The sequence below is a fragment of the Zavarzinella formosa DSM 19928 genome, assembly GCF_000255705.1.
GTDB lineage: Bacteria > Planctomycetota > Planctomycetia > Gemmatales > Gemmataceae > Zavarzinella > Zavarzinella formosa.
Genome location: NZ_JH636439.1, coordinates 876,324 through 897,255, shown reverse-complemented (window position 1 = coordinate 897,255; position 20,932 = coordinate 876,324). Strand labels below are relative to the sequence as shown.

The following is a 20,932-nucleotide window of genomic DNA, read 5'->3' as shown; positions in this document are numbered from 1 at the left end:
ATCCTCTCGGCCCTCCAGGAAAAACTCCCCGACGCCCCCAGCGTCAAACCCGAACATTTAGGCACTCTCCACACCCTCCGGGATATCGTGTCGTTCCTCGGAACGACCGCCGCCCCGGTTGCGGTGGCGGTCCCTGCCCCAGCGGCGACCCTGGCAACTTCAGCCCCCTCCAGCACGCCCGTGGGTGATGTGCTTCTGTCGGTGGTGGCGGAGAAGACGGGTTATCCGGCCGACATGCTCGGTCTCGACATGCAACTCGACGCCGACCTCGGCATCGACTCCATCAAACGGGTCGAAATCCTCTCGGCCCTCCAGGAAAAACTCCCCGACGCCCCCAGCGTCAAGCCCGAACACCTCGGAACCCTCCACACCCTCCGGGACATCGCCAGTCTGTTGGCGGGGCCGTTACCAAGTGTGGCCGGCCAGCCGATCCTGCCTGTCGCGGAGGCCCCCCGCCCTTTCGTGGTGGCGATCACTCCGGCGTCCCCTGAGAGTGATCGCGAAATCAGCATCGAATTGCCGCCGGTTCCGTTCGAGGATTTGGCGCCCACGCCGATCCCGGAACTTCCGTTGACGGCTTACCAGATGAATTCCAAATCCGGTTTCACGGCTCCGCAGGCCGAGGCGAATGTGATTCCCCCGCCGTCGGTGTTTTTGCCGCCGGTTGATCCCCCGCCCATGCCCATGCGCGGTGATCCGGAACCGCCATCGGCGACCCATTCAACGGTCGTCCGCAGTTTGGTGGGCGTGGTTCCCCTTGACCCGACCAACCCGCGAAAGCGGATCACCACCGACCGTTATGCCCCGGTTTGGCTGATCGCCGAGCCATCGAGCCTGACCGCCACCATCTCCCGGCAATTTGACGCGGCGGGATGTCGGCCGCAGTTCATTCCGTGGAACGATTCTCCTTATGCGTATGAACCGAAAGGTCTGGCCGGTTTGGTTCTGATCGCTCCCGATGGAACCTGTCCCGACGATCTGCCCGTGCGTGCGTTTCGCTGGTTGAAGCGGGCGGCCGGAGCATTAAACGAATCGGCCCGCAACGGCGGCTCGTTCTTTGCCACCGTGACCCGGCTCGACGGGGCGTTCGGTTTCGGCAATCTGTCCGCGTCCCGTGATCCGGTCCAAGGGGCTTTCGCGGGGTTGAGCAAAACCGCTTCGCATGAGTGGCCCTTGGTCAATTGCAAGGCGATTGATCTGGAACCGGCCTCCGCGCGTCATCTGGCCACCGCTTTGGTGGATGAGATTTTGCTGGCCGGGCCCGTCGAAGTTGGGCTGACCTCGCATGGCCGTTTCGGCTTGGAAGTGATCGATCAACCATCGGAAGGCTCCGACACGTCGTTCCCGCCGCTGCCGGAGGGATCGGTGATTGTCGTTTCCGGCGGGGCCAGAGGAGTGACCGCCGAATCCTTGCTGCCGCTGGTCCGGGCCACCCGGCCGAAACTGGTGATCTTGGGCCGGACGCCGCTTTCCGCGAATGAACCGGAATGGCTGGCGAAACTGGCCGACGAAGCACAAATCAAGCAAGCGTTGATGAGCCGTCGTGAAAAGCCGGCCACTCCTCGCGAAATCAATGATGAAGCCAAGAAACTGCTCGCCGAACGACAGGTACGCCGAAATCTCAAGCGATTTGCCGAGTCCGGGGCGACGGTGCAGTACATCATGGCCAACGTGCAAAATGCCGGGGCTCTGGCGGCCGGACTTTCCGAAGTCCGCCGAAGTTTTGGCCCGATCTCGGCCATCATTCATGGGGCGGGTGTCCTCGCGGATCGCAAGATTGAAGACCTCACCGACGAACAGTTTCTACAGGTTTATTCCACGAAAGTGGTCGGCCTGAAAAACCTGTTGAACGCAACCGAAGAAGACCCCCTGCGGGCCATCGTGTTGTTTTCCTCATCCACCGGGCGATTCGGACGCACCGGCCAGGTGGCCTACGCCGCCGCCAATGAAGTCTTGAACAAAACCGCCCAACAACTGAGGCGGTCGAAACCGGACTGCCACACGGTTGCCTTTAATTGGGGACCATGGGAAGGGGGTATGGTCACGCCCGCTCTCGCCCAAGTGTTCCTCAAGGAAGGCATCGGATTGATCTCCTACGCCGACGGCGGCGAATTGATGGTCAACGAACTGCGACGGGCCGACCAACCCGCCGAGGTGGTGGTGATCGCGAGGCCGATTTCGGGGCATCCCCCCGAGAAGCCGTCGGCCAATGGCAACGGGGCGATTGTCAGCAACGGATCAGTGGCAGGCCCGCCGGAAATGTCGGTGGTGTTTGACCGCACCATCAGCCTGTTCGATCACGGCGTGCTTCGATCTCATGTCATCAACGACATGGCGGTCCTCCCCCTGGCCATCCATGCCGAATGGCTGGCTCACGCGGCGATCCACGGCAATCCGGGTTTGCGATTCCACGGATTCAACGACTTGCGGGTGTTCCAGCCCGTCAGCCTCAACGAACTGTCCCCGATCAACATTCAAGTGATGGCCGGAAATACGATCCGGCGAGACGAGGGCTTTGTCGTCCCTGTTGAGATTCGCAGCCGAAGGAACGACCGGAGCATCACTCATTCACGGGCCGAGATCCTGCTAATAAACAATCTGCCGGAAGGTGAACTGGCGGCCAGCCTGCCCGAAACGGGTCCGTACCCGCATACGCCCGACGAGGCATATGAACACTATCTCTTCCACGGCCCCGAAATGCGGGCCTTGGAAAAAGTGGACGGCATTTCGGATGAGGGCTTGATCGCGTATTCCCGTCCGGCTCCGCAACCGGTGAGTTGGATGGATCAGCCCGTTCGCGGGCACTGGCTTGGCGACCCGCTGGCGATGGATGCCGCGTTCCAAATGATGATCTTGTGGACGAATCACAAACATCGGCGGGGTTCGTTGCCCTGTTTTGTCGGCGAATATCGGCAATATCGACGGGCGTATCCGCATGATGGCGTGATGATCGCGCTGCGGATCACCCGTGACAACGGCACGATGATCCGGGCCGACATCGACATCATCGACGGCGACGGGCGACTGGTGGCTCGAATGATGAATGTCGAGCATGTGATGGATGCCTCGTTGAACGAAGCCTTCCGCAAGGGCCGCCACAAACAACCCACCGGGCATGGTCTTGGCTCCCGGTTCGGAGGCTGATTTCGCATGTCGATGAACGAGAAGGTGGCCATCGTCGGATGGGGCGGCCTGTTTCCTGGCGTTGATTCCATCGAAGGTTTTTGGAACGCTGTCCGCGACGGAGAGGATCTTTCCTCCGAACCGCCGCCCGGCCGATGGAAAATCCCGCCGGAACAAGTCTTCGATCCGCGATCGGCCACCCCGGACCGGGTGCATTCCAAACGGGCGTACTTTTTGCGCCCGTTCCAGACGGACACCTCAGACATCGACCTTCGTGGTCTGCCCCTGCCGGAACTTGATCCGGTGTTCCATGTCGCCCTTCATCTGTGCCTGGAGGCATGGCGATCTGCCAGGCTTTCCGGACCAATCAACGGCGGTGTGATTCTCGGAAACATCGCCCTGCCGACGGAGAAGTCCAACGACATCGCCCGTGAGGTGTTTGGCCCCGTTCTTGGGCTGGATTCCCCTTCGCCGGTGAATCGGCTCAATCGCCACACAACCGGCCTGCCGGTGCATCTGGCGGCCAAAGCCCTTGGTTTCAGACAGGGGGGCTACGCCCTTGACGCGGCCTGCGCATCCTCGCTTTATGCGATCAAACTGGCTTGCGACGAACTCCTGTCGGGCCGTGCTGATGTGATGATGGCTGGGGGCATGTCCCGCCCGGACAGCCTGTACACGCAAATGGGGTTCACACAATTGCGAGCGTTGTCGCTGTCAGGCAAATGCTCGCCGTTCGATGCCTCGGCAGATGGCCTCGTCGTGGGCGAAGGTGGCGGTGCCTTTGTCCTCAAACGCATTTCCGACGCGATCAAATCCGGCGACACCATTCATGGAGTCATTCACGGCGTCGGCCTCTCGAACGACATTGAGGGCAATGTCCTTCTCCCGGCCAGCGAAGGCCAATTGCGCGCGATGCGGACCGCCTACCGCAAGACGGGTTGGAACCCCGGTGATGTCTCGCTGATTGAATGTCACGCGACGGGAACCCCGACCGGCGATGCCGTGGAGTTTGGCAGTTTGCGAGAACTCCGAAAGAATCAACCGGGCCGGGCGGTTGTCGGCTGTGTGAAGTCCACGGTGGGGCATTTGCTCACCGGGGCCGGGGCAGCCGCGTTGGCCAAGGTTCTGTTGGCCATGAAACACCGGACATTGCCGCCGACCGCGAATTTCCGGCAACCCTCGGTGAAACTCGAATACACCGGCGATCCGTTGCGAATTCTCTCGCAGGCAGAAGAGTGGCCAAGCGATGGTCCCCGTCAGGCAGCCGTCAGCGGGTTCGGGTTCGGCGGGATCAACGCTCATCTGTTGGTCGAAGAATGGATCGGCAACGATTCAGGGCGGGTGTCTGCCAGCGTTCCCGCAAAGCCGCCGACCGGCAAACTGGCGGTGATCGGGGTGGCATCGCGTTCGGCCAATTCTCTCAAGGAAATTGACTTTCCCATCCAAAAATTCCGTATTCCTCCGAAAGAAGCCGAGGAGATACTGCCGCAACAAACCGTCATGTTGATGACGGCCTCCGAAGCCTTGGATGATTGCAAAACCGCTCCGGCTGATCATACATCGGACGGCGTGTTCATCGGCGTGACACTCGACCCGAACACCACCAATTTTCACTTGCGATGGATGAAGGGTCTGCAAGACCCGGCGCAAATGGACGCCGTGCATCCATCGTTGACCGCCAACCGCACGATGGGAGCCTTGGCCAGTATCGCCCCGAGCCGACTGGCCCGCTTCTTGCGGGCGGGCGGCCCTAGCTTTGCCATTTGCGACGAGCAAAACGGCGGGGTGCGGGCGTTGTTTCTCGGAGCTTCCTCGCTGATTCAGGGCGAAATTGATCGTGCGATTGTCGGGGCCGTTGACTTGGCCAGCGATCCCCGACGCGGAGGAAACGAAGACGGTTGCGCGGCCATCGTGCTAAAGCGGCTTGAAGATGCCGAGCGTGATGGCGACACCATTTCCGCGATCTTCGGACTGGAAGACATCTCCCCCAACCGTGAACATCAAGCGGACCATGCGGCGGCCGATCTGTTGGACATGGTGAATGTGTGTCGCTATTTCGGCGATCCCGTTGGCGAGATGAATGGCCGACCGGCTTTCCGCATCCGGGACACCGAAGAGGGCTTGCGAACCGTCGGCATCGGCGGCGAAGAAGCCGCGATCATTCTCACCGAACCGCCCCCGGTGAAAACGCCCCGCCCCGTGAAACTCTCGACGGATCGGGACATCGGCTTGTTTTGTCTGCAAGCGAATTCGCCAGAAGATTGCCGGTATATTCTTCAAGAAATTGCCCAATCGTCGGCGAATTCCGTTCGCCAGTTGTCGGCCGAGATTTGGAAGAAACAGGTCAAATCGGGTTCGACCCGACTGGCGTTCGTCGCCGAGTCGATGGCCGAAGTGCGTCAAATCGCCGAGTCCGCGTCGAGACATTTACTCGACAAACCACAGACGCCAAATCGGGACCGATTCTGGTATTCGCCGTCTCCGGTCGGAGGCGAAGTGGCGTTTGTCTATCCCGGTTCGGGTAATCAGTTCCCTGACATGGGCCGGGAACTCGGGGTGTTATTCCCGGCCGTGCTGCAAAACCAGCAAGACCGGCATGAGCTTTTGCGCAGCCAGTATCATGCGGATTTGGTGTGGGGGGTCGATTCTCTGGAGGGTTTGTCACCGCGTGATTTGATCTTTGCCCAAGTTTCGCTTGGCACGCTCGTTAGTGATGTTCTCCGGGCGTTCGGCCTCCGTCCCAACGCGGCCATTGGTTACAGTCTTGGCGAATCAGCGAGCATGTACGGCACCGGAGCTTGGCAAACACGGGACGAAATGTTCCGGCGAATGCAACACTCAACCCTCTTCACTACGGACCTCGCCGGTCCTTGCGATTCAGCCCGGCAACAATGGGGGTTCTCCGCAAACGAAAAGGTCGATTGGGCCATTCGCGTGGTGGCTCTCCCGGCCGATACGGTGCGGCAAAAGATCCCGGCTGGTTCACGGGCCTATGTGTTGATCGTCAACACTCCCGAGGAATGTGTGATCGGCGGGCAACGATCCGATGTGGAGGTATTGCTGGCGTCTCTCGGCAATCCCGTGAGCATCCCGGTCTCCGGCGTCACGACCGCTCATTGCGAAGTGGCGTTGCCGGTTTACGAACCTTATCGGGCCATTCACTTTTTGCCGACCACGCCGCCGGAAGGTGTGCGGTTCTACAGCGGAGCCGAAGGACGGGCCTACGATCTGAATGCGGACAGTGCCGCCGACGCAATCACCGCCGCCGTGCTGAACACCATTGATTTCCCGAAAACTGTTCAAGCCGCTTATGCTGACGGTGTGCGAATTTTCTTGGAAATCGGCCCCGGCAATTCCTGCGCGCGGATGATCGGAACGATTCTCGGTGATCATCCGCATTTGGCGAAAGCGGCCTGCGTCGCCCGCCAAGACCCGCTGAACCAGTTGTTTGGATTGCTGGCCTCGGCCTTTGCCGTAGGTGTTGATTTGGATTTGGCCCCGTTGATCCCTGAAGCGGACAAAACCGCCGTTTCCGGCCCCACGAGGAAACTGCCGGTCGGTTTTCATCCGAAACCGATCCCCGTATCAACTCCCGCACCAAAATTCATCCCGCCGGTTGCCGTCCCGATGCCGCAAGTGTCCCCCACAGTTTCGATGCCGTATGCCGATTCCGCGTTTGCGGTCTTGGCCAACCACCAAACGGCCATCGCCCAGGCTCATGAAGCGTTTCTGCGATTCGACACGTTTGCCCAACAGGCCTTTGCCCACACGATTCATCAACAAACCGCCCTGCTCCAGCAATTGGCGAACGGAAGTTTTCCGGTGACGGCTGACGAACCCATCACCGTGCGGACGACGGATGAGGTTCCCCGGTCGCTCACCAAAGAAGAATGCTTCGAGTTTGCCCGTGGCAAAGTCGGGGCGGTGCTGGGCCGCAAATTTGCGGAGATTGACAACTTCCCCACGCGAGTGCGGTTGCCGGACGGCCCCCTCATGCTGGTGGACCGGATTCTCACGATTGAGGGAGAACCGCTGTCGCTCACGCATGGCCGCGTTGTCACCGAACATGATGTGACGGCCGACCGTTGGTATCTCGACAATGGGCGAATTCCCACTTGCGTGGCCGTTGAATCCGGACAGGCCGACTTGTTCCTCTCAGGATTTTTAGGGATCGATTTCAAAACGCGGGGCTTGGCCTGTTATCGGTTGCTCGATGCCACGGTCACCTTCCACGGGCCACTGCCGGTGGTTGGCGACACGATCCGGTATGACATCCATGTGGATAGCTTCTTCCGTCAAGGCGACACCTATCTGTTCCGCTTCCACTTTGAAAGCACGGTCAACGGTCGGCCGCTGATGAGCATGCGGGAAGGTTGCGCCGGCTTCTTTTCAAACGAGGAACTTTCCGGCGGCAAAGGGATCGTTCACACGTCCTTGGACAAGAAACCAGTCCCCGGCGTCAAACCAGCCGACTGGAGTCCGCCTGTACCCTTGGCCGCCGAATCATTCTCGGCCAATCAGGTGGATGCTTTGCGGGCGGGAGATTTGGAGTCCGCTTTTGGCCCCACCTTCGCCGGTCTGAGCTTGCAAGATCCGGTCAAACTTCCCGGCGGGATGATGAAACTCGTTCACCGGATAGAACGAATCACACCCGGCGGGGGCAAATACGGATTAGGACAAATCCGCGGCGAAGCGGATATTCATCCGGACGACTGGTTTTTGACGTGCCATTTCGTGGACGATCAGGTGATGCCCGGCACGTTGATGTATGAATGCTGCCTGCACACACTGCGGGTTCTGTTGATGCGGATGGGCTTTGTCGCCGAGACGGGCGACTTCGTTTGCGAACCGTTGCCGGGTGTGACCAGTCGGCTCAAGTGTCGCGGCCAGGTGATCGCCACCAACAAACTGGTGACTTACGAAGTCTCGTTGAAGGAAATCGGCTTTGAGCCAAGCGCGTATGTGCTGTGCGACGCCCTGATGTATGCGGACGGCAAGCCCATCGTCGAAATCACGAACATGTCCCTGCGGATGACCGGGTTGACTCGTGAGAAGTTTGACGCGACTTGGGCGAATGCTGATAAACCGAAGAAACCAATCTTCGACAATGACTCGATTATGGCCTTCGCCATCGGCAAGCCCTCGGAAGCCTTCGGGGATCGCTACAAGATATTCGACACAGAACGGGTGATCGCCCGGTTGCCCGGCCCGCCGTACAAGTTTTTGGATCGCATCACCAGCATCAAAAACTGCGCCCAATGGGTTCACGCGGCCGGCGGGGAGATCGTCGCCGAATACGACGTCCCCCCGGATGAGTGGTACTTTGCCGCCAACCGTTGCGACAAGATGCCGTTCTCGATCCTGCTGGAAATCGCCCTCCAGCCCTGCGGTTGGCTGGCCGGTTATCTCGGCTCGGCTCTCACCAGTCCGGTGGATATTTCCTTCCGCAATTTGGGGGGTTCGGCCACACAGTTCGCGGAAGTCCATCCCGACGCTGGAACGCTGACCACCAAGGTGAAAATCACCAACGTGTCTTCCTCCGGCGGGATGATTATTCAACATTACGATTACGATGTGACCTGCAAAGGAAAGCCAGTTTATCGGGGGAACACCTATTTCGGTTTCTTCGCCAAGGAAGCCCTCGCCAACCAAGTGGGGTTGAAGGACACACCGTTAATGGTTCCCGGCCCCGTGGAACTGGCGGGTTGGAAAGGCCCGGTTCCCGGCGAATCGCCGTTCCCCGATCCGATGCTCAAGATGGTGGACCGGGTGGAATGGCTGGCCGATAAAGGGGGGCCGAAAAACCTTGGCAGCGTCGAAGGACGGGCGAAGGTCAACCCGGCGGCGTGGTTCTTCAAGGCCCACTTCCACCAAGATCCGGTGTGGCCCGGTTCGCTTGGGTTAGAATCCATGATTCAACTCATGAAGGTTTTTGCCCATCGTCGTTGGGGCACCCCGGCCAATGGCTGGCAGGCGGTCGCCTTGGACCGGCCGCATCAGTGGGTGTATCGCGGGCAGATTTTGCCGACCGATTCCGAGGTGACAGTGCAAAGTTACGTCAGCGAGATCGATGATTCCCGCCGTCTGTTGAAATGTGACGGGCTTTTGAGCGTGGACGGGCGTATCATTTACCAAATGAAGAATTTCACCCTGCAAGGCTGAGTCTCTCCCTCGGCGATCCCAACCGGAACGACATGCGTTACTCCCGCGTTTATCTGGAATCGATCGGTTACGAACTGGCCCCGGTGATCGTGTCCACGGCCGAACTGGAGCGTCGGCTGGAGCCGATGTACAAACATCTGAACATCGCCCAAGGGCAACTTGAAACCCTCACGGGCATCAACGAACGCCGTTGGTGGAACAAGGATTTTCCGGTTTCGCAGGGGGCGACGATGGCCGCCCGCAAGGCTCTCGCCAAGAGCTTTATCCGGCCTTCCGAAATCGACGTGCTTGTCTACACCGGCGTTTGCCGGGAACAACTGGAACCGGCGACCGCCTGCCGGGTCGCCTCCGAACTCGGCATCTCGTCCGACGCGGCCGTTTATGACCTGAGCAATGCTTGCCTCGGCATGATGAATGGCATCGTCGAGGTGGCCAACCGCATCCAACTCGGGCAGGCCCGCGCGGGGTTGGTGGTTTCCTGCGAAACGGCCCGCGAAATCAACGAAGTGATGATCGACCAGATGGTTTACAATCGGTCGATGGAGAACTTCCGGCAGGGGTTGGCCACACTCACCGGCGGCTCCGGGGCGGCGGCGGTCCTCGTCGTTGACGAGGAACTTTCCAGCGAGCATCGCCGACAACTGCTTGGCGGTGTGCAAAAGAATGCCCCACAACATCATCAATTGTGCCGATGGGGTTGGGAAAGCGTCGCCCCCACCGTTGACCGGCTGTTGCAAACCGAACCGGCCAACATCCTCAAGTCTGCGATCAACAAGGGCATGAGGCACGTTGTCTCCCCGTTCATGTCCACCGATGCCGGTTCTGTGTTGAAATTCGGCGTTGATCTCGGTTTTAAGACCTGGCAGTCCTTCCTTGAAAAACTCGGTTGGGCTTCCGAAAGTCTGGACAAGGTGATCTGTCACCAAGTGGGGACGATGCACCGGGACACGATGATGAAAACGCTGGGCATCGCCCCCGGCAAGGATTTTTCGACCTTTGAATTCCTCGGCAACATCGGCACGGTCTCCGTCCCGCTGACCGCCGCCCTGGCCGAGGAACGAGATTTTCTGAAGCCCGGCGACCGCGTGGGTTTCATGGGCATCGGCAGCGGGTTGAATTGCATGATGCTGGGGCTTCGCTGGTGAACTCTCCCTTTGCCTATCCCTCTCGATTCATCGAGCAGGGGAAACTTCGTCAACACTATCTGGATGTCGGCGCCGGCGAACCGGTGCTGATGGTCCACGGCAATCCCACGTGGTCTTACTATTACCGCAACGTGGTGGATGCCTTGTCCCCGCGATACCGCTGCATCGTACCCGATCACATGGGCTGTGGCCTCTCGGACAAGCCGAGTGAGGAGCAATATGCCTTCCGCCTCCGTGATCGCATCAATGATCTGACGGCGTTAATGAAATCGTTGGAGATCACTGAACCCGTCACACTGGTGGTTCACGACTGGGGCGGGATGATCGGCTTGGCATGGGCGATGGAAAACAACATTCCCATCAAGCGGTTGGTGATCTTGAACACCGCCGGCTTTCCGCTGCCACGACGCAAGACGTTTCCTTTTCGCTTGTGGCTGGGGCGCAACACCAGCATCGGAGCTTGGCTGATCGGCCGGCATAATGTGTTCGTCCGGCACGCGGCCAACATCGGCGTGAAGCGCCACCCGCTTCCCGATGATGTCCGCGAATGGTACGTGAAGCCTTACGAAAACCGGGCCGACCGCACGGCTGTGTTGAAGTTCGTGCAGACCATTCCGCTGAAACCGACGGACGAGGGTTACGACATTGTCAAAGCTGTCGGCGAGTCGATGGGGCGTTACGACAAGACGCCGATGTTGATTTGCTGGGGTCTCAAGGACTTCGTGTTCGACCGGCATTTTCTCAAGGAATGGGAACGCCGATTCCCCCGCGCGGAAGTCCATCGCTACCCCGACTGCGGGCACTACATTTTGGAAGATGCGGCCGAAGATGTCATCCCGTTGATTACTCGCTTTTTGGAAAAGAATCCATGACCGTCGCCACGGTCAACGTCGCCTCTCATCTCTCCGTCATGGCCGAACGGGAGCCGGATCGTCCGGCTGTCATCCTGCCGAGATTCCAGTCCGATGGCTCGATTCAAATCCGGCAGATGACCTTCCGCGAACTGGATGAGGACAGCGGACGCATCGCCCAAGGTTTGAAATCACTCGGCATCGCCGATGGCATGCGAACCGCGTTGATGGTCCCCCCGTTGCTTGACTTTTTCTCGCTCACGTTTGCCCTCTTCAAAGTCGGGGCGGTTCCGGTGTTGATCGACCCCGGCATGGGCATCCGCAATCTGGGCAAATGCCTTGACGAGGCAGAACCGGCGGCATTCATCGGCATCCCCAAGGCTCATCTCGCCCGCCGTTTGTTGGGTTGGGCCAAGAAGACACTTCGGCACACGATCACGACAGGTTCCCGGCTACTCGGTGGTCAACACACACTCAGCCGGTTACGATCCATCGGACACCAACTTGGGCCGCTTCCCGTCAAGGATTCACAACCCGACGAGATGGCCGCCATCCTGTTCACCAGCGGCAGCACGGGAGTGGCCAAAGGAGTTGTCTATCAACATCGGATTTTTGCCGCCCAAGTGGAGCAGCTTAAGCGAATCTACGGCATTGAACCGGGCGAGATCGACCTTTGCACGTTCCCGCTATTTGCCCTCTTCGCCCCGGCTCTTGGCATGACGGCCATCATCCCGGAGATGGACCCGCGCAAACCGGCCGAAGTGGATGCCCGCAAAATCGTGAAAACGGTCGAGCATTTCCAAGTGACCAACATGTTTGGCTCCCCGGCCCTCATCAACCGCGTGGGCCGACATGGGGTTGAGAAGAGTGTGAAACTCCCCACCGTCCGACGGGTCATTTCGGCCGGTGCCCCGGTGGCCGCCAGTGTGATCGAACGCTTCACGAAGATGTTGAACCCCGGAGTGCAGGTCTTCACCCCCTACGGTGCAACCGAATCGCTGCCCGTGGCCAACATCGGCAGCGACATGATCCTAACCGATACACGGGCGAAAACAGATATTGGCAAAGGCGTGTGTGTCGGGTTCCCCGCGCCGGGGATGAGAGCTTGCATCATCCGAATTTCGGATGAACCAATACCTGTGTTGAGTGAAGCCGATCGTCTGCCGGTTGGGGAAATTGGTGAAATTGCCGTCAATGGCCCGGTCGTGACCGAAGAGTATTTTGGCCGCCCTTCCGCAACCGCTTTGGCCAAAATGCGGGACGCCAGCGGGCAACTCTGGCACCGCATGGGTGATGTCGGATATCTTGATGCCGAAGGACGCTTGTGGTTTTGTGGCCGCAAATCTCATCGGATTGTGACGGCAAGCGAAACAATGTTCACCATCCCGGTCGAAGCGATTTTCAACACTCACCCCAAGGTTTTCCGCACCGCTCTGGTTGGCCGTCGGCGTCATGGTTTTCCGGGCCAGCCTGATACGGTGATGCCGACGATTTGTGTTGAATTGGAATCTCGCGTGGATGTTCGAGAGTGGCCGCAAATTGAAGAAGAGCTGAAACAGTTGGCCGGGCAGTTTGAACACACAAAGTCCGTCACGGCCTTTCTGCGGCATCCCAAATTCCCGGTCGATATCCGGCACAACGCCAAAATCTTCCGGGAGAAACTCGCGGTGTGGGCATCCGATCAATTCAAGCGGGGACCACGATGAACGCCCTCGTCACCGGCGGCGGCGGGTTTCTTGGCTTCGCCGTCGTGAAACTTCTCCGCGAACACGGACACACGGTTCGCAGTTATTCCCGGCAACGTCACTCAAAACTGGATGCGTTGAGTGTCGAGCAATACGCTGGTGACTTGACGGACCTTTCCTCACTGACAAAAGCAATCGACGGCTGCGACACTGTATTTCACGTCGCCGCCAAGGCGGGCGTCTGGGGACCGTGGCGGGATTACTTCGCCACCAACGTGACCGGCACGCGAAACATCCTCACGGCCTGCCGAACCGCGAGCGTCCCGAGATTGGTGTTCACCAGTTCGCCAAGCGTCACTTTCGCCGGAGAGGATCAGGAAGGCATCAATGAAAAAGTCCCCTACCCCGCGACCTTTTTGGCCCATTATCCGCACACGAAGGCCATCGCCGAACAAGAGGTGATGGCCGCCAATTCCCCGGAACTGGCCACCGTCTCGCTGCGACCGCATCTCATCTGGGGACCGGACGACCCGCACTTGATCCCGCGATTGGTCGAACGGGCCAAAGCCGGAAAACTTCGTCGCATTGGTCACGCTTCCAAACTTGTTGACACGACATTCGTGGACAACGCGGCGATGGCTCATTTGCAAACGGCTAAAAAACTGGCGCCTGGCTCGCCGGTCGCCGGAAAAGCATATTTCCTTTCGCAAGGACAACCCGAGCCACTTTGGGACTTCATTAATCGGGTGATGCGCGTAGCGGCACTCCCTGAAGTGACTAAAACCGTGTCCCCTCGACTGGCCCTCACCGCCGGGGCCGTTCTCGAAACCGCCTACCGACTGACCGGCCGAACCGCCGAACCGCCCATGACGCGGTTTGTCGCCCGGCAGCTCTCAACCAGCCATTGGTTCGACCTGACGGCCGCCCGGCGTGATTTTGGATACTCGCCGCAAGTTTCGACAGCCAAGGGTTTTGAACTGATGGCAGACTGGCTCAAGTCATTAGCCGGTTAAATCCGGGCAAACATTTCCGAGACAAAGAAGAGTGATGCTCTTTTGGTGATCCGATCCTTTGTCTGATGCTAAGATGAAATGTGGGTCCATCGACACACCTTGACGACATCATCTCGGATTAGGCCATGCGGTACCTCATCGACGGTTACAATCTGATGCACGCCATCGGGCTGGTTCGGAAGAACGGGGGTGAAACCGGCTGGCTGACTTCCCGTCGCAAATTGCTGGACTGGCTGGCTGATCAACTCGCTCATCGCCCTTCTGATTCTTTCTTGGTGGTCTTTGACGCCCAGCGTAGCGTCGGCACATTGGAGAGCAACCTGCACAATGGCGTGAAGGTGTTGATTGCTCGAGGGCAAACGGCCGATGACGTGATCGAAGAATTGCTGGCCGAGGAAATCAATCCCAAGCAACTCACGGTGGTTTCCAACGATCATCGGCTTCGAGATTCCGCCTGGCGAAATGACTGCGGATGGACCACCTGCGGAAATTTCACGGAAACGGTTCTGACCGTCTCTCCGGTATTGAAACCAATTTCCACCACAGACACCAAGCCAGACATCATCGATCCGGCTGAAGATGCCGAGTTGCTCAAGATCTTCTCCCAACCAAAACCCCGTTCAAATTGATCTTGAAGCGGGCGTCCCAACCAATTTGGCCAGACGGTCTTACGCTGCTTTCGCCTCGGAGTCGCCGTTCTTTTTCGGCCGGGCTTTGATGTCGAACAGCCCGAAGATTTCATCCTCGGAGAGGCCAAGAGAAGGTGGAGGCCCGTTTTGTTCGAGCAGGTCGTTGAAGATTTTGCGCTTGGCGTTCAACACATCGGCAATTCGGCCCTCGATTGTGTTCTCGGCCAAGAACCGTGTGACAGTGACGGGGTGCTTCTGCCCCACCCGATGGGCGCGGTTAATCGCCTGATCCTCAATGGCGGGATTCCACCAGCGGTCGAACAAGAACACATAATTGGTAAATTGCAGGTTCAGGCCCACGCTGCCGGTGCCGTAACTCATCAGAATCACATGTTTGGTCGGGTCGCTCTTGAACTGGTCGATGATCGCCGGTCGTTGCGGCGAGGGAATCTTGCCGTGGAACTGCATCGGGCCGTAAGGGGCGAGGGCCTTCGCCAGCACTTCCAGCGGTTCCACCCATTGCGAAAACACGATGGCTTTCCGGCCATTCGCGGCCACTTCCTCCATGTCGGCGAGCAATTGTTCCATTTTGACGCTTGAACCGGTGACAGGGTCGAAGTTGCAAATTTGCTTGAGCCGCATCACCAGTTGAAACACATGCTGGACGGAAATTGTCTCCCCGAGATCGTTGAGCCGGATCACGCCTTCCTTCTCGGCAAGGTCGTAAGCCTCCCGTTGGGGCGGCGTCAGTTCCAACGGCAGATCGCGGAGGAACTTCGGCGGCATGTCCGATTGCACGTCGTCTTTGGTCCGTCGCAGAATGCAATCGGCCGTCAATTGTGGAATTCTCTTTGATGGCGTGTCTCGTGGCACCCGCCCCGGATCGACAAATCCAAAGATGTTGATGAGATCTTCCGGCCGGTTCTCAATCGGTGTGCCACTCATGGCCCAGCTTCGGGACCGCTTGATGGATCGCACGATTTGGGCCGTTCGCGAATCGTGGTTTTTGATTCGCTGGGCCTCGTCAAGCACCACCAAATCGAAACTCGCCCGATCATCGGACAGGAATTCAGCATCCCGTGTCAGAAGTTCGTAATTGGTGATTTTCACCGGGCAATTGGACACGAACCACGTCGCCCGGCGAAGTTCGGTGTCTCCGGCAAAAATTTCGTTGGGCAGGTCCGATGCCCATAACTTCAATTCGCGAACCCAGTTGTAAACCAAAGGCTTTGGACAAACGATCAACACTTTCCGAACCATGCCTGCTTGAATCAACAGGCGGATGGCGAGGATCACCTGTGCCGTCTTGCCCAAGCCCATTTCGTCGGCCAGCAAAGCGGAATGCCGAGGCATCAGGAAGGCGATGCCCTCCAGTTGATACGGGAACGGTTCAAACGGCACGCCGACAGACTTGCAACCGATCAAGTGATCGATCGGAGGTTGCAGCAGATAGAGCAGTCGATCCTTGAACAAGACCGTGTCCCCGGCCGGCTTGCTGCGAACCGGGGGCTTCTTCGGCGGCACGGGCACAGGGTCCGGCAAATCGGGGACCACTTCGTCCGTTGGAATCAATTCCTCGGCTGGTTTCTTGTCAAGCACCGGGCGGGGAGGCAAATCAATCGGCGGCGTGGGAAACTTCCACCCCTCGGTTTGCACCCGCATTTCCAACGAGCCAAGGCCGCGAACCCACGGCGAATCGTTGAGCAACCGGGCTTCCCGCGTGTTGGGAGACAGCGAACACTCGAATTTGGGCAGCCCGCCAACAGCGAGGCTGACGTCGAAATTAAGCGGCAACACCTCCACGGCTTCGGGATTCATGAGAAACGGAAACGACTCTCCGGCGACGACGGTCGTCGGGGTGTCGTCCCCCGTTGAATCGTCGACATCAAGAAGTCGCAATGTGCTCGGCGAATCCTCACGCGGCACGGCTGGTCGCTCCCATCTTGCGGGCCTCGGTCATGGCTTCGCGGATCCGCGTGAATGGTTCGGTCAGTTCCAAAGCGGGATCCACCCGGTCAAGAATAGCCCGGATCAGTTCGTCGTCCGCACGATGATCCTCCCGCCACCAAAGCGGCAAGGAACTTCTCTGATGATCCAGCCGTATCATCGGCACATCCAGCCCTGATTCTGAAACACCGTCCTCGGACCGGACCAAGATGGTCGGGATGTCAAGCCGGGTGCGGATAGGCAGCACGCTGAGATTGTCGGTGACGAGAAGTTGAACAGGGGTGGCGGTTTTTTCGACGAGTGTTTTGCCGATCAACTCGGCGCAAAGATATTCGGTCAATGTGTGGCCATAAAGGATTTGCTGGACTTTGTTCGGCTGGACGGCGGTGCTGAGGCGAAATTCAACCGGACGCCCCCAAGAATTGGTCACCAAGTAGCCGCCAAGGAACCCGGCTCCCTCCGGGAACACGGTCAGGAAGCCAAGATGAATCGATGAGGGCAGTTTCAATTCGGTCATCCGCAATGGCCTCGTCAAGGTTGTGGTTCCGCTTCTTGGTTTTGGGAAACCAGTCAGCGGACCCTTACTCATCGGGAAGTGTGCATGATACCCGCCACCTTGACCAACCGGGGAGGGATGGTTATGGCATGGGCTTGACGAACCGACGGGTGAGGTTCCTACAACCGGCACAACTTGCGGAGTTCCCGGAGACGGTTTGCGAAGGCGATTCGGAGAACTTAAGCCGAAATGATCGACGAACGAGATTCCCCGGCAAAATCAACGAATCAGAGCGGATTTGATGATTGCGTTTTTTATCAATCTTCCAAAATCTCAATCCCGCCTAGAACGGCCCCGAGTTTTGTGCCGCTGCGGAAAGACAGACGGAGTTCATCCTCCACGCGGATGTTGCGGAATTCGCGGGAGATGACCTTGTTCCGTCCCCCGGCCGCTTTGAAGATGTCGAAGTCATCCAAAAGGCGACGACCTTGGACGGTCACGTCAAAGACCCGATCACCCGACTTGATGTCATCCACTTCGGCGAAAATCAACCGCACTGTGTAATGACGGGCCTCGGCGCTGTCCGGAAGAAGTTTCACCGCCAACGATTCGATGTTCCGCACCCCCGAACAGCCGACCCAAGGCATCTCACCCGTCACTGAAGTCTGATGCTTGCGGAAATACTCCATTTTGCGTCCGGAGATATGGACCGGCACCGCCGGGGACGCACCGCCCACGGACGGATATTCCAACCACAACGTGCCATCGTTCGCCTTGCGGTCGCCGGGGGCGCCGAAGTTGATGCCCACCCGTTTGACGGTCTTTCTGAGGCCGCTTTTGCCGTAAAACGTCCATTCCTCGGCATCATGCATCGGAACCATGCAAATGGAGGTCTGGTTCTGATAGCTGCAAGTGCATGTTCGCGTATAATCAGGAGCGCAAAGCACACCCCCGGCCACAACCAGATTGTTTGTGCAACTGCTACGGAAACCTCCGAAATTCCCGGTTCCCCCATCGTGACAAAGATCGTAAAAGCCGGCGGCTCCGGAACGGAAAGTCATCAGGTGTTCGGAAGCCATCGGCGTGTTGCACCCGTAATTACGGCTCCAGACCCACTCTTCCAATTCATCCGTGATCGGGTCGCGTCGCATCTTCGGCTTGCCTGTCAGCAAATCGCAAGCCCCCTGTCCCCGAAGAATGGTGTCACCGTGCAGCATCGCCGGGCCGACGTAGTTCTTTTCGTACCAGAGTTCTTTGCCATCCGTGCCGCGATAAGCCCGCATCCCCTTCGGTTCGTCCGAGAGGGTATCCCTCGCCACCCGGCCAGCCTCAACGAGGATGTCGTATTTTTCGGAGTAGCTCAGCCAGGTTCCAAAGGTTTCCGATTCATCCCCCCATAGTTCCTTGCCGGTCTTCAAATCAAAAGCCACGGCTCGGGGATTGGCGACCGGCGATTCGCCGTTCTGTTTCCGGCGTGAGACTTGCGCCCCGGAGAGGCGGTCGATGACGAAAAGTTTGCCATTGCCCGCGCAGATGGCGTTGTGCCGGAAGCCAAAGCGGGCCGACGCCGTCCACAGAAGTTTGCCGGTATGCCGATCCAGAACCGCGAGATAACGACTTGCGGAGAAATCATCGTTCTCTGTCAGTTTCAGCAATTTGGAAGCCGAGCGTTCCTGCTTGAGCAACTGGGCTTCGAGCAACGGGTCCGCCCCTCCAATCAAGTAATCGCCGATGACATTGATGTACCCCCAACGCGGAACAGACGGGGCTTCGATGAATTTCGGCAGGGTAAATTCCATCAGCTTTTTGCCGGTCACCGGATCGAGTTTCCAGCAACTGGTCTTGTAGTTCACATAGATGCCGTCTGATGTGGAGATATAATTCGTCCCGCTCGAATTCGCCCCCGGTTGGTGCGAGAGGTTATCATAAAAATCGCCGAGACCCGGCAACGGTGATTCCCAAAGCAACCGGCCGGTGTAAAGATCCGTGGCCCGGAGTTTGTCCATCCCCTCGATGATAATGCGGCCGTCCACCACCTGCGGTTGTGGTCCGTGCCCGTGCCGCGGCAAAATACCCTCATTTGAAGTGCCGCCGAACCAAAGCAGCCCCAACGGAGCTTTCACCAGCGAATCCTTGGAGACACGGGTATTCCCGGCGTCCGCGTGTTCGTGTGTCCAGTTGGCCGAACCGGGCAGCGGTCCTTCCCGGGTGATCTCCACAAAATCTTTGGCGACCGTCTCGAACTTGGAACCGGGGAGAACGGTTTGCAGTTTCTTGAGACGGCTTTCGCTCATCGGTGGCGTGGCAAAAACAAGCCGGCCGCCGAAAGGACGAACCGATTGATAAAGACGGATGAGTGATTCATCCGAGAGTTCTTTTTCCGCAAGGATCCAGTTGGAGAAGTATGACGGCAGCAAGGCGGTTCCCGGTTCGCCGGGCAGCACACTGATTCGTTCCCCATAGTGGTTCGATTCGATAAATTTCAGTCGCAGACGCCGAACCTCCGACGGATCGGAATGAAATGCAACCACTTCCAATGTGGTTTTGTCCATCAACATCCGCAAAGTGGCCGCATCAGCCTGCCAGACGACCGCGTATCCTTGCGTGTCGGCGGCCTTGTTCACGATGGCGGATATCAAATCGTTCGATTGAATCTTCTGTGAGTCTTCCGGAGTTGGCGCGGATTCAACCACTTGGGCGCCACCGGCGCCGAAGCAAATGACCCGGCCTTCTTTGACGGAGACAAACAACCGGTCGTCGGCCACCGCCAGCGAAGTCACTGTCCCGTCCGCTTTCTGTTCCCACTCAAATGTCGGACTCACGGCCACCAAATCCGTCGGCAATGGCAAGTTCAGGCCGACCACCCGGTCTTTGAACCCCGCCACCAATTGATTTCCCGCGATGATAAAGTTGGTCACACCCGGTAGTTTCACCGCGCCGGTTTGGGAAAGTTTTAACTTGCCAGATTTCAATTCCGACTTGGCCAGGTCATAACTTCGCATTTCCCCGTTCTGCATCGCGTAAACCACCGACCCGGCGACCGCCACCTGCGGCGAAATTTCACCAAGGGATTTGCCGGTTGCCGTATGAAAAATGCCCTGGCCGTTAAAGAAATAATCCCCGGCGATGGTGACGGAGTGCCCCCCGCCTTTTTTGGAGTTCTCATTGAGCATGAAGTGAACAAGCTTGCCTGTCTTGCGGTCATACACCGCAGGCACCGAACGACCTCCCGGCACGAGCAAATAGTCGCCGCGAATCCCCATCGGCCCCTGCGGGGCCACCCCGGCAAAGGAGTCGGCCGAGTGCGGTTGTTTGATATACAAGGAACCATCGCCGTCGTTGGTCCACACTTGTCTGCCGGTCTCGGCATTCACGGCATGAATAAATACCCCCATAAAGGGCCAGATGCTCGCGGCAAAGTAAACCGTGCCATCCGCAACCACGGGCGCGCCGCGGGCCGGCCACATGGAAATCAGCCGGCCATTGCCGAGAATCTTGCGGTCAGACGGACCTCCCTGGAACTTCCACCGCACTTCCCCGGTGGCGATGGAGAGACAGTAAAGATATCCGTCGTCTGAAACCACATAAGCCTTGTCCCCGACACAGGTCGGCGCAAACCGCACCGGGCCATCGGAGAGCCATCGCCAAAGCTGTTTTCCCGAACGGGTGTCGTAAGCCGCCACCGAATCGGTGCGTGATGAGGCCAGCAACAAAGTATTGCCCACGATGACCGGCTCATAGGCCGCGTCAAATGGCATGAGGGGTTGGTCGGGCCAGGCTGGTTTCAACACGGGCAACGAAATGACCCACTGTTGATGAAGACCTCGCGGCAGAGTTGCGGCTGAGGCGGCGGAACGTTGCGAGTCGGCCCGCCACATCGG

The 20,932-nt window shown here is 58.5% G+C and carries 10 protein-coding genes; 7 read left to right on the top strand and 3 right to left on the bottom strand.

Translation table 11 applies throughout. The annotated features are described in order from the left end of the window. From BGIM_RS66395 to BGIM_RS56915, 7 genes are all read left to right on the top strand, one after another. Window positions 1–3,144: SDR family NAD(P)-dependent oxidoreductase (locus BGIM_RS66395; RefSeq protein ID WP_157368788.1), on the top strand; the 3,144-nt coding region annotated here is incomplete at its 5' end. A 6-nt stretch (window positions 3,145–3,150) separates the two neighbouring features. Beyond that, window positions 3,151–9,285, top strand: a complete 6,135-nt coding sequence (locus BGIM_RS0104630; RefSeq protein ID WP_020468630.1) for a type I polyketide synthase — start codon at window positions 3,151–3,153, stop codon at window positions 9,283–9,285. Window positions 9,286–9,317: 32 nt separating this feature from the next. Continuing rightward, on the top strand, window positions 9,318–10,430 hold the full coding sequence (locus tag BGIM_RS0104625; RefSeq protein WP_020468629.1) for a 3-oxoacyl-ACP synthase III: 1,113 nt from the start codon (window positions 9,318–9,320) through the stop codon (window positions 10,428–10,430). After that, a complete protein-coding gene (locus BGIM_RS0104620; protein ID WP_020468628.1) occupies window positions 10,427–11,302 on the top strand; it encodes an alpha/beta fold hydrolase in 876 nt (291 codons plus the stop codon). Before BGIM_RS0104625 ends, BGIM_RS0104620 begins: the two co-directional genes overlap by 4 nt. Then, window positions 11,299–12,987: a fatty acid CoA ligase family protein gene (locus BGIM_RS0104615; RefSeq protein WP_020468627.1), complete on the top strand. Its 1,689-nt coding sequence runs from the start codon at window positions 11,299–11,301 to the stop codon at window positions 12,985–12,987. Before BGIM_RS0104620 ends, BGIM_RS0104615 begins: the two co-directional genes overlap by 4 nt. Then, window positions 12,984–13,979: an NAD-dependent epimerase/dehydratase family protein gene (locus BGIM_RS0104610; RefSeq protein ID WP_020468626.1), complete on the top strand. Its 996-nt coding sequence runs from the start codon at window positions 12,984–12,986 to the stop codon at window positions 13,977–13,979. Before BGIM_RS0104615 ends, BGIM_RS0104610 begins: the two co-directional genes overlap by 4 nt. A 125-nt stretch (window positions 13,980–14,104) precedes the next feature. Then, the gene (locus BGIM_RS56915) at window positions 14,105–14,608 is read left to right on the top strand and encodes an NYN domain-containing protein (protein ID WP_020468625.1); all 504 of its coding nucleotides are present in this window, start codon (window positions 14,105–14,107) and stop codon (window positions 14,606–14,608) included. Between the two features lie 39 nt (window positions 14,609–14,647). Here BGIM_RS56915 and BGIM_RS0104600 read toward each other — a convergent pair whose 3' ends face one another. The 3 genes from BGIM_RS0104600 to BGIM_RS0104590 form a co-directional block, all read right to left on the bottom strand. Continuing rightward, window positions 14,648–16,534 (bottom strand): DEAD/DEAH box helicase, encoded by a 1,887-nt coding sequence (locus tag BGIM_RS0104600; RefSeq protein ID WP_020468624.1) that lies wholly within the window; start codon window positions 16,532–16,534, stop codon window positions 14,648–14,650. Further along, window positions 16,524–17,072 carry a hypothetical protein gene (locus tag BGIM_RS0104595; RefSeq protein WP_020468623.1) on the bottom strand — a complete coding sequence of 183 codons (549 nt, stop codon included), beginning with the start codon at window positions 17,070–17,072 and terminating at the stop codon, window positions 16,524–16,526. The genes BGIM_RS0104600 and BGIM_RS0104595 overlap by 11 nt, the downstream gene beginning before the upstream one ends. A 296-nt stretch (window positions 17,073–17,368) precedes the next feature. Then, on the bottom strand, window positions 17,369–20,809 hold the full coding sequence (locus tag BGIM_RS0104590) for an outer membrane protein assembly factor BamB family protein (protein WP_162136215.1): 3,441 nt from the start codon (window positions 20,807–20,809) through the stop codon (window positions 17,369–17,371). Between the last annotated feature and the right edge of the window lie 123 nt (window positions 20,810–20,932).

Bases quoted from the DNA above. Each gene is read 5' to 3' on its own strand.
- BGIM_RS0104630 (WP_020468630.1), top strand. From the start codon at position 3,151: ATGTCGATGAACGAGAAGGTGGCCATCGTCGGATGGGGCGGCCTGTTT.
- BGIM_RS0104625 (WP_020468629.1), top strand. From the start codon at position 9,318: ATGCGTTACTCCCGCGTTTATCTGGAATCGATCGGTTACGAACTGGCC.
- BGIM_RS0104615 (WP_020468627.1), top strand. From the start codon at position 11,299: ATGACCGTCGCCACGGTCAACGTCGCCTCTCATCTCTCCGTCATGGCC.
- BGIM_RS0104610 (WP_020468626.1), top strand. From the start codon at position 12,984: ATGAACGCCCTCGTCACCGGCGGCGGCGGGTTTCTTGGCTTCGCCGTC.
- BGIM_RS56915 (WP_020468625.1), top strand. From the start codon at position 14,105: ATGCGGTACCTCATCGACGGTTACAATCTGATGCACGCCATCGGGCTG.
- BGIM_RS0104595 (WP_020468623.1), bottom strand. From the start codon at position 17,072: ATGACCGAATTGAAACTGCCCTCATCGATTCATCTTGGCTTCCTGACC.
- BGIM_RS0104590 (WP_162136215.1), bottom strand. From the start codon at position 20,809: ATGCCATTTGACGCGGCCTATGAGCCGGTCATCGTGGGCAATACTTTG.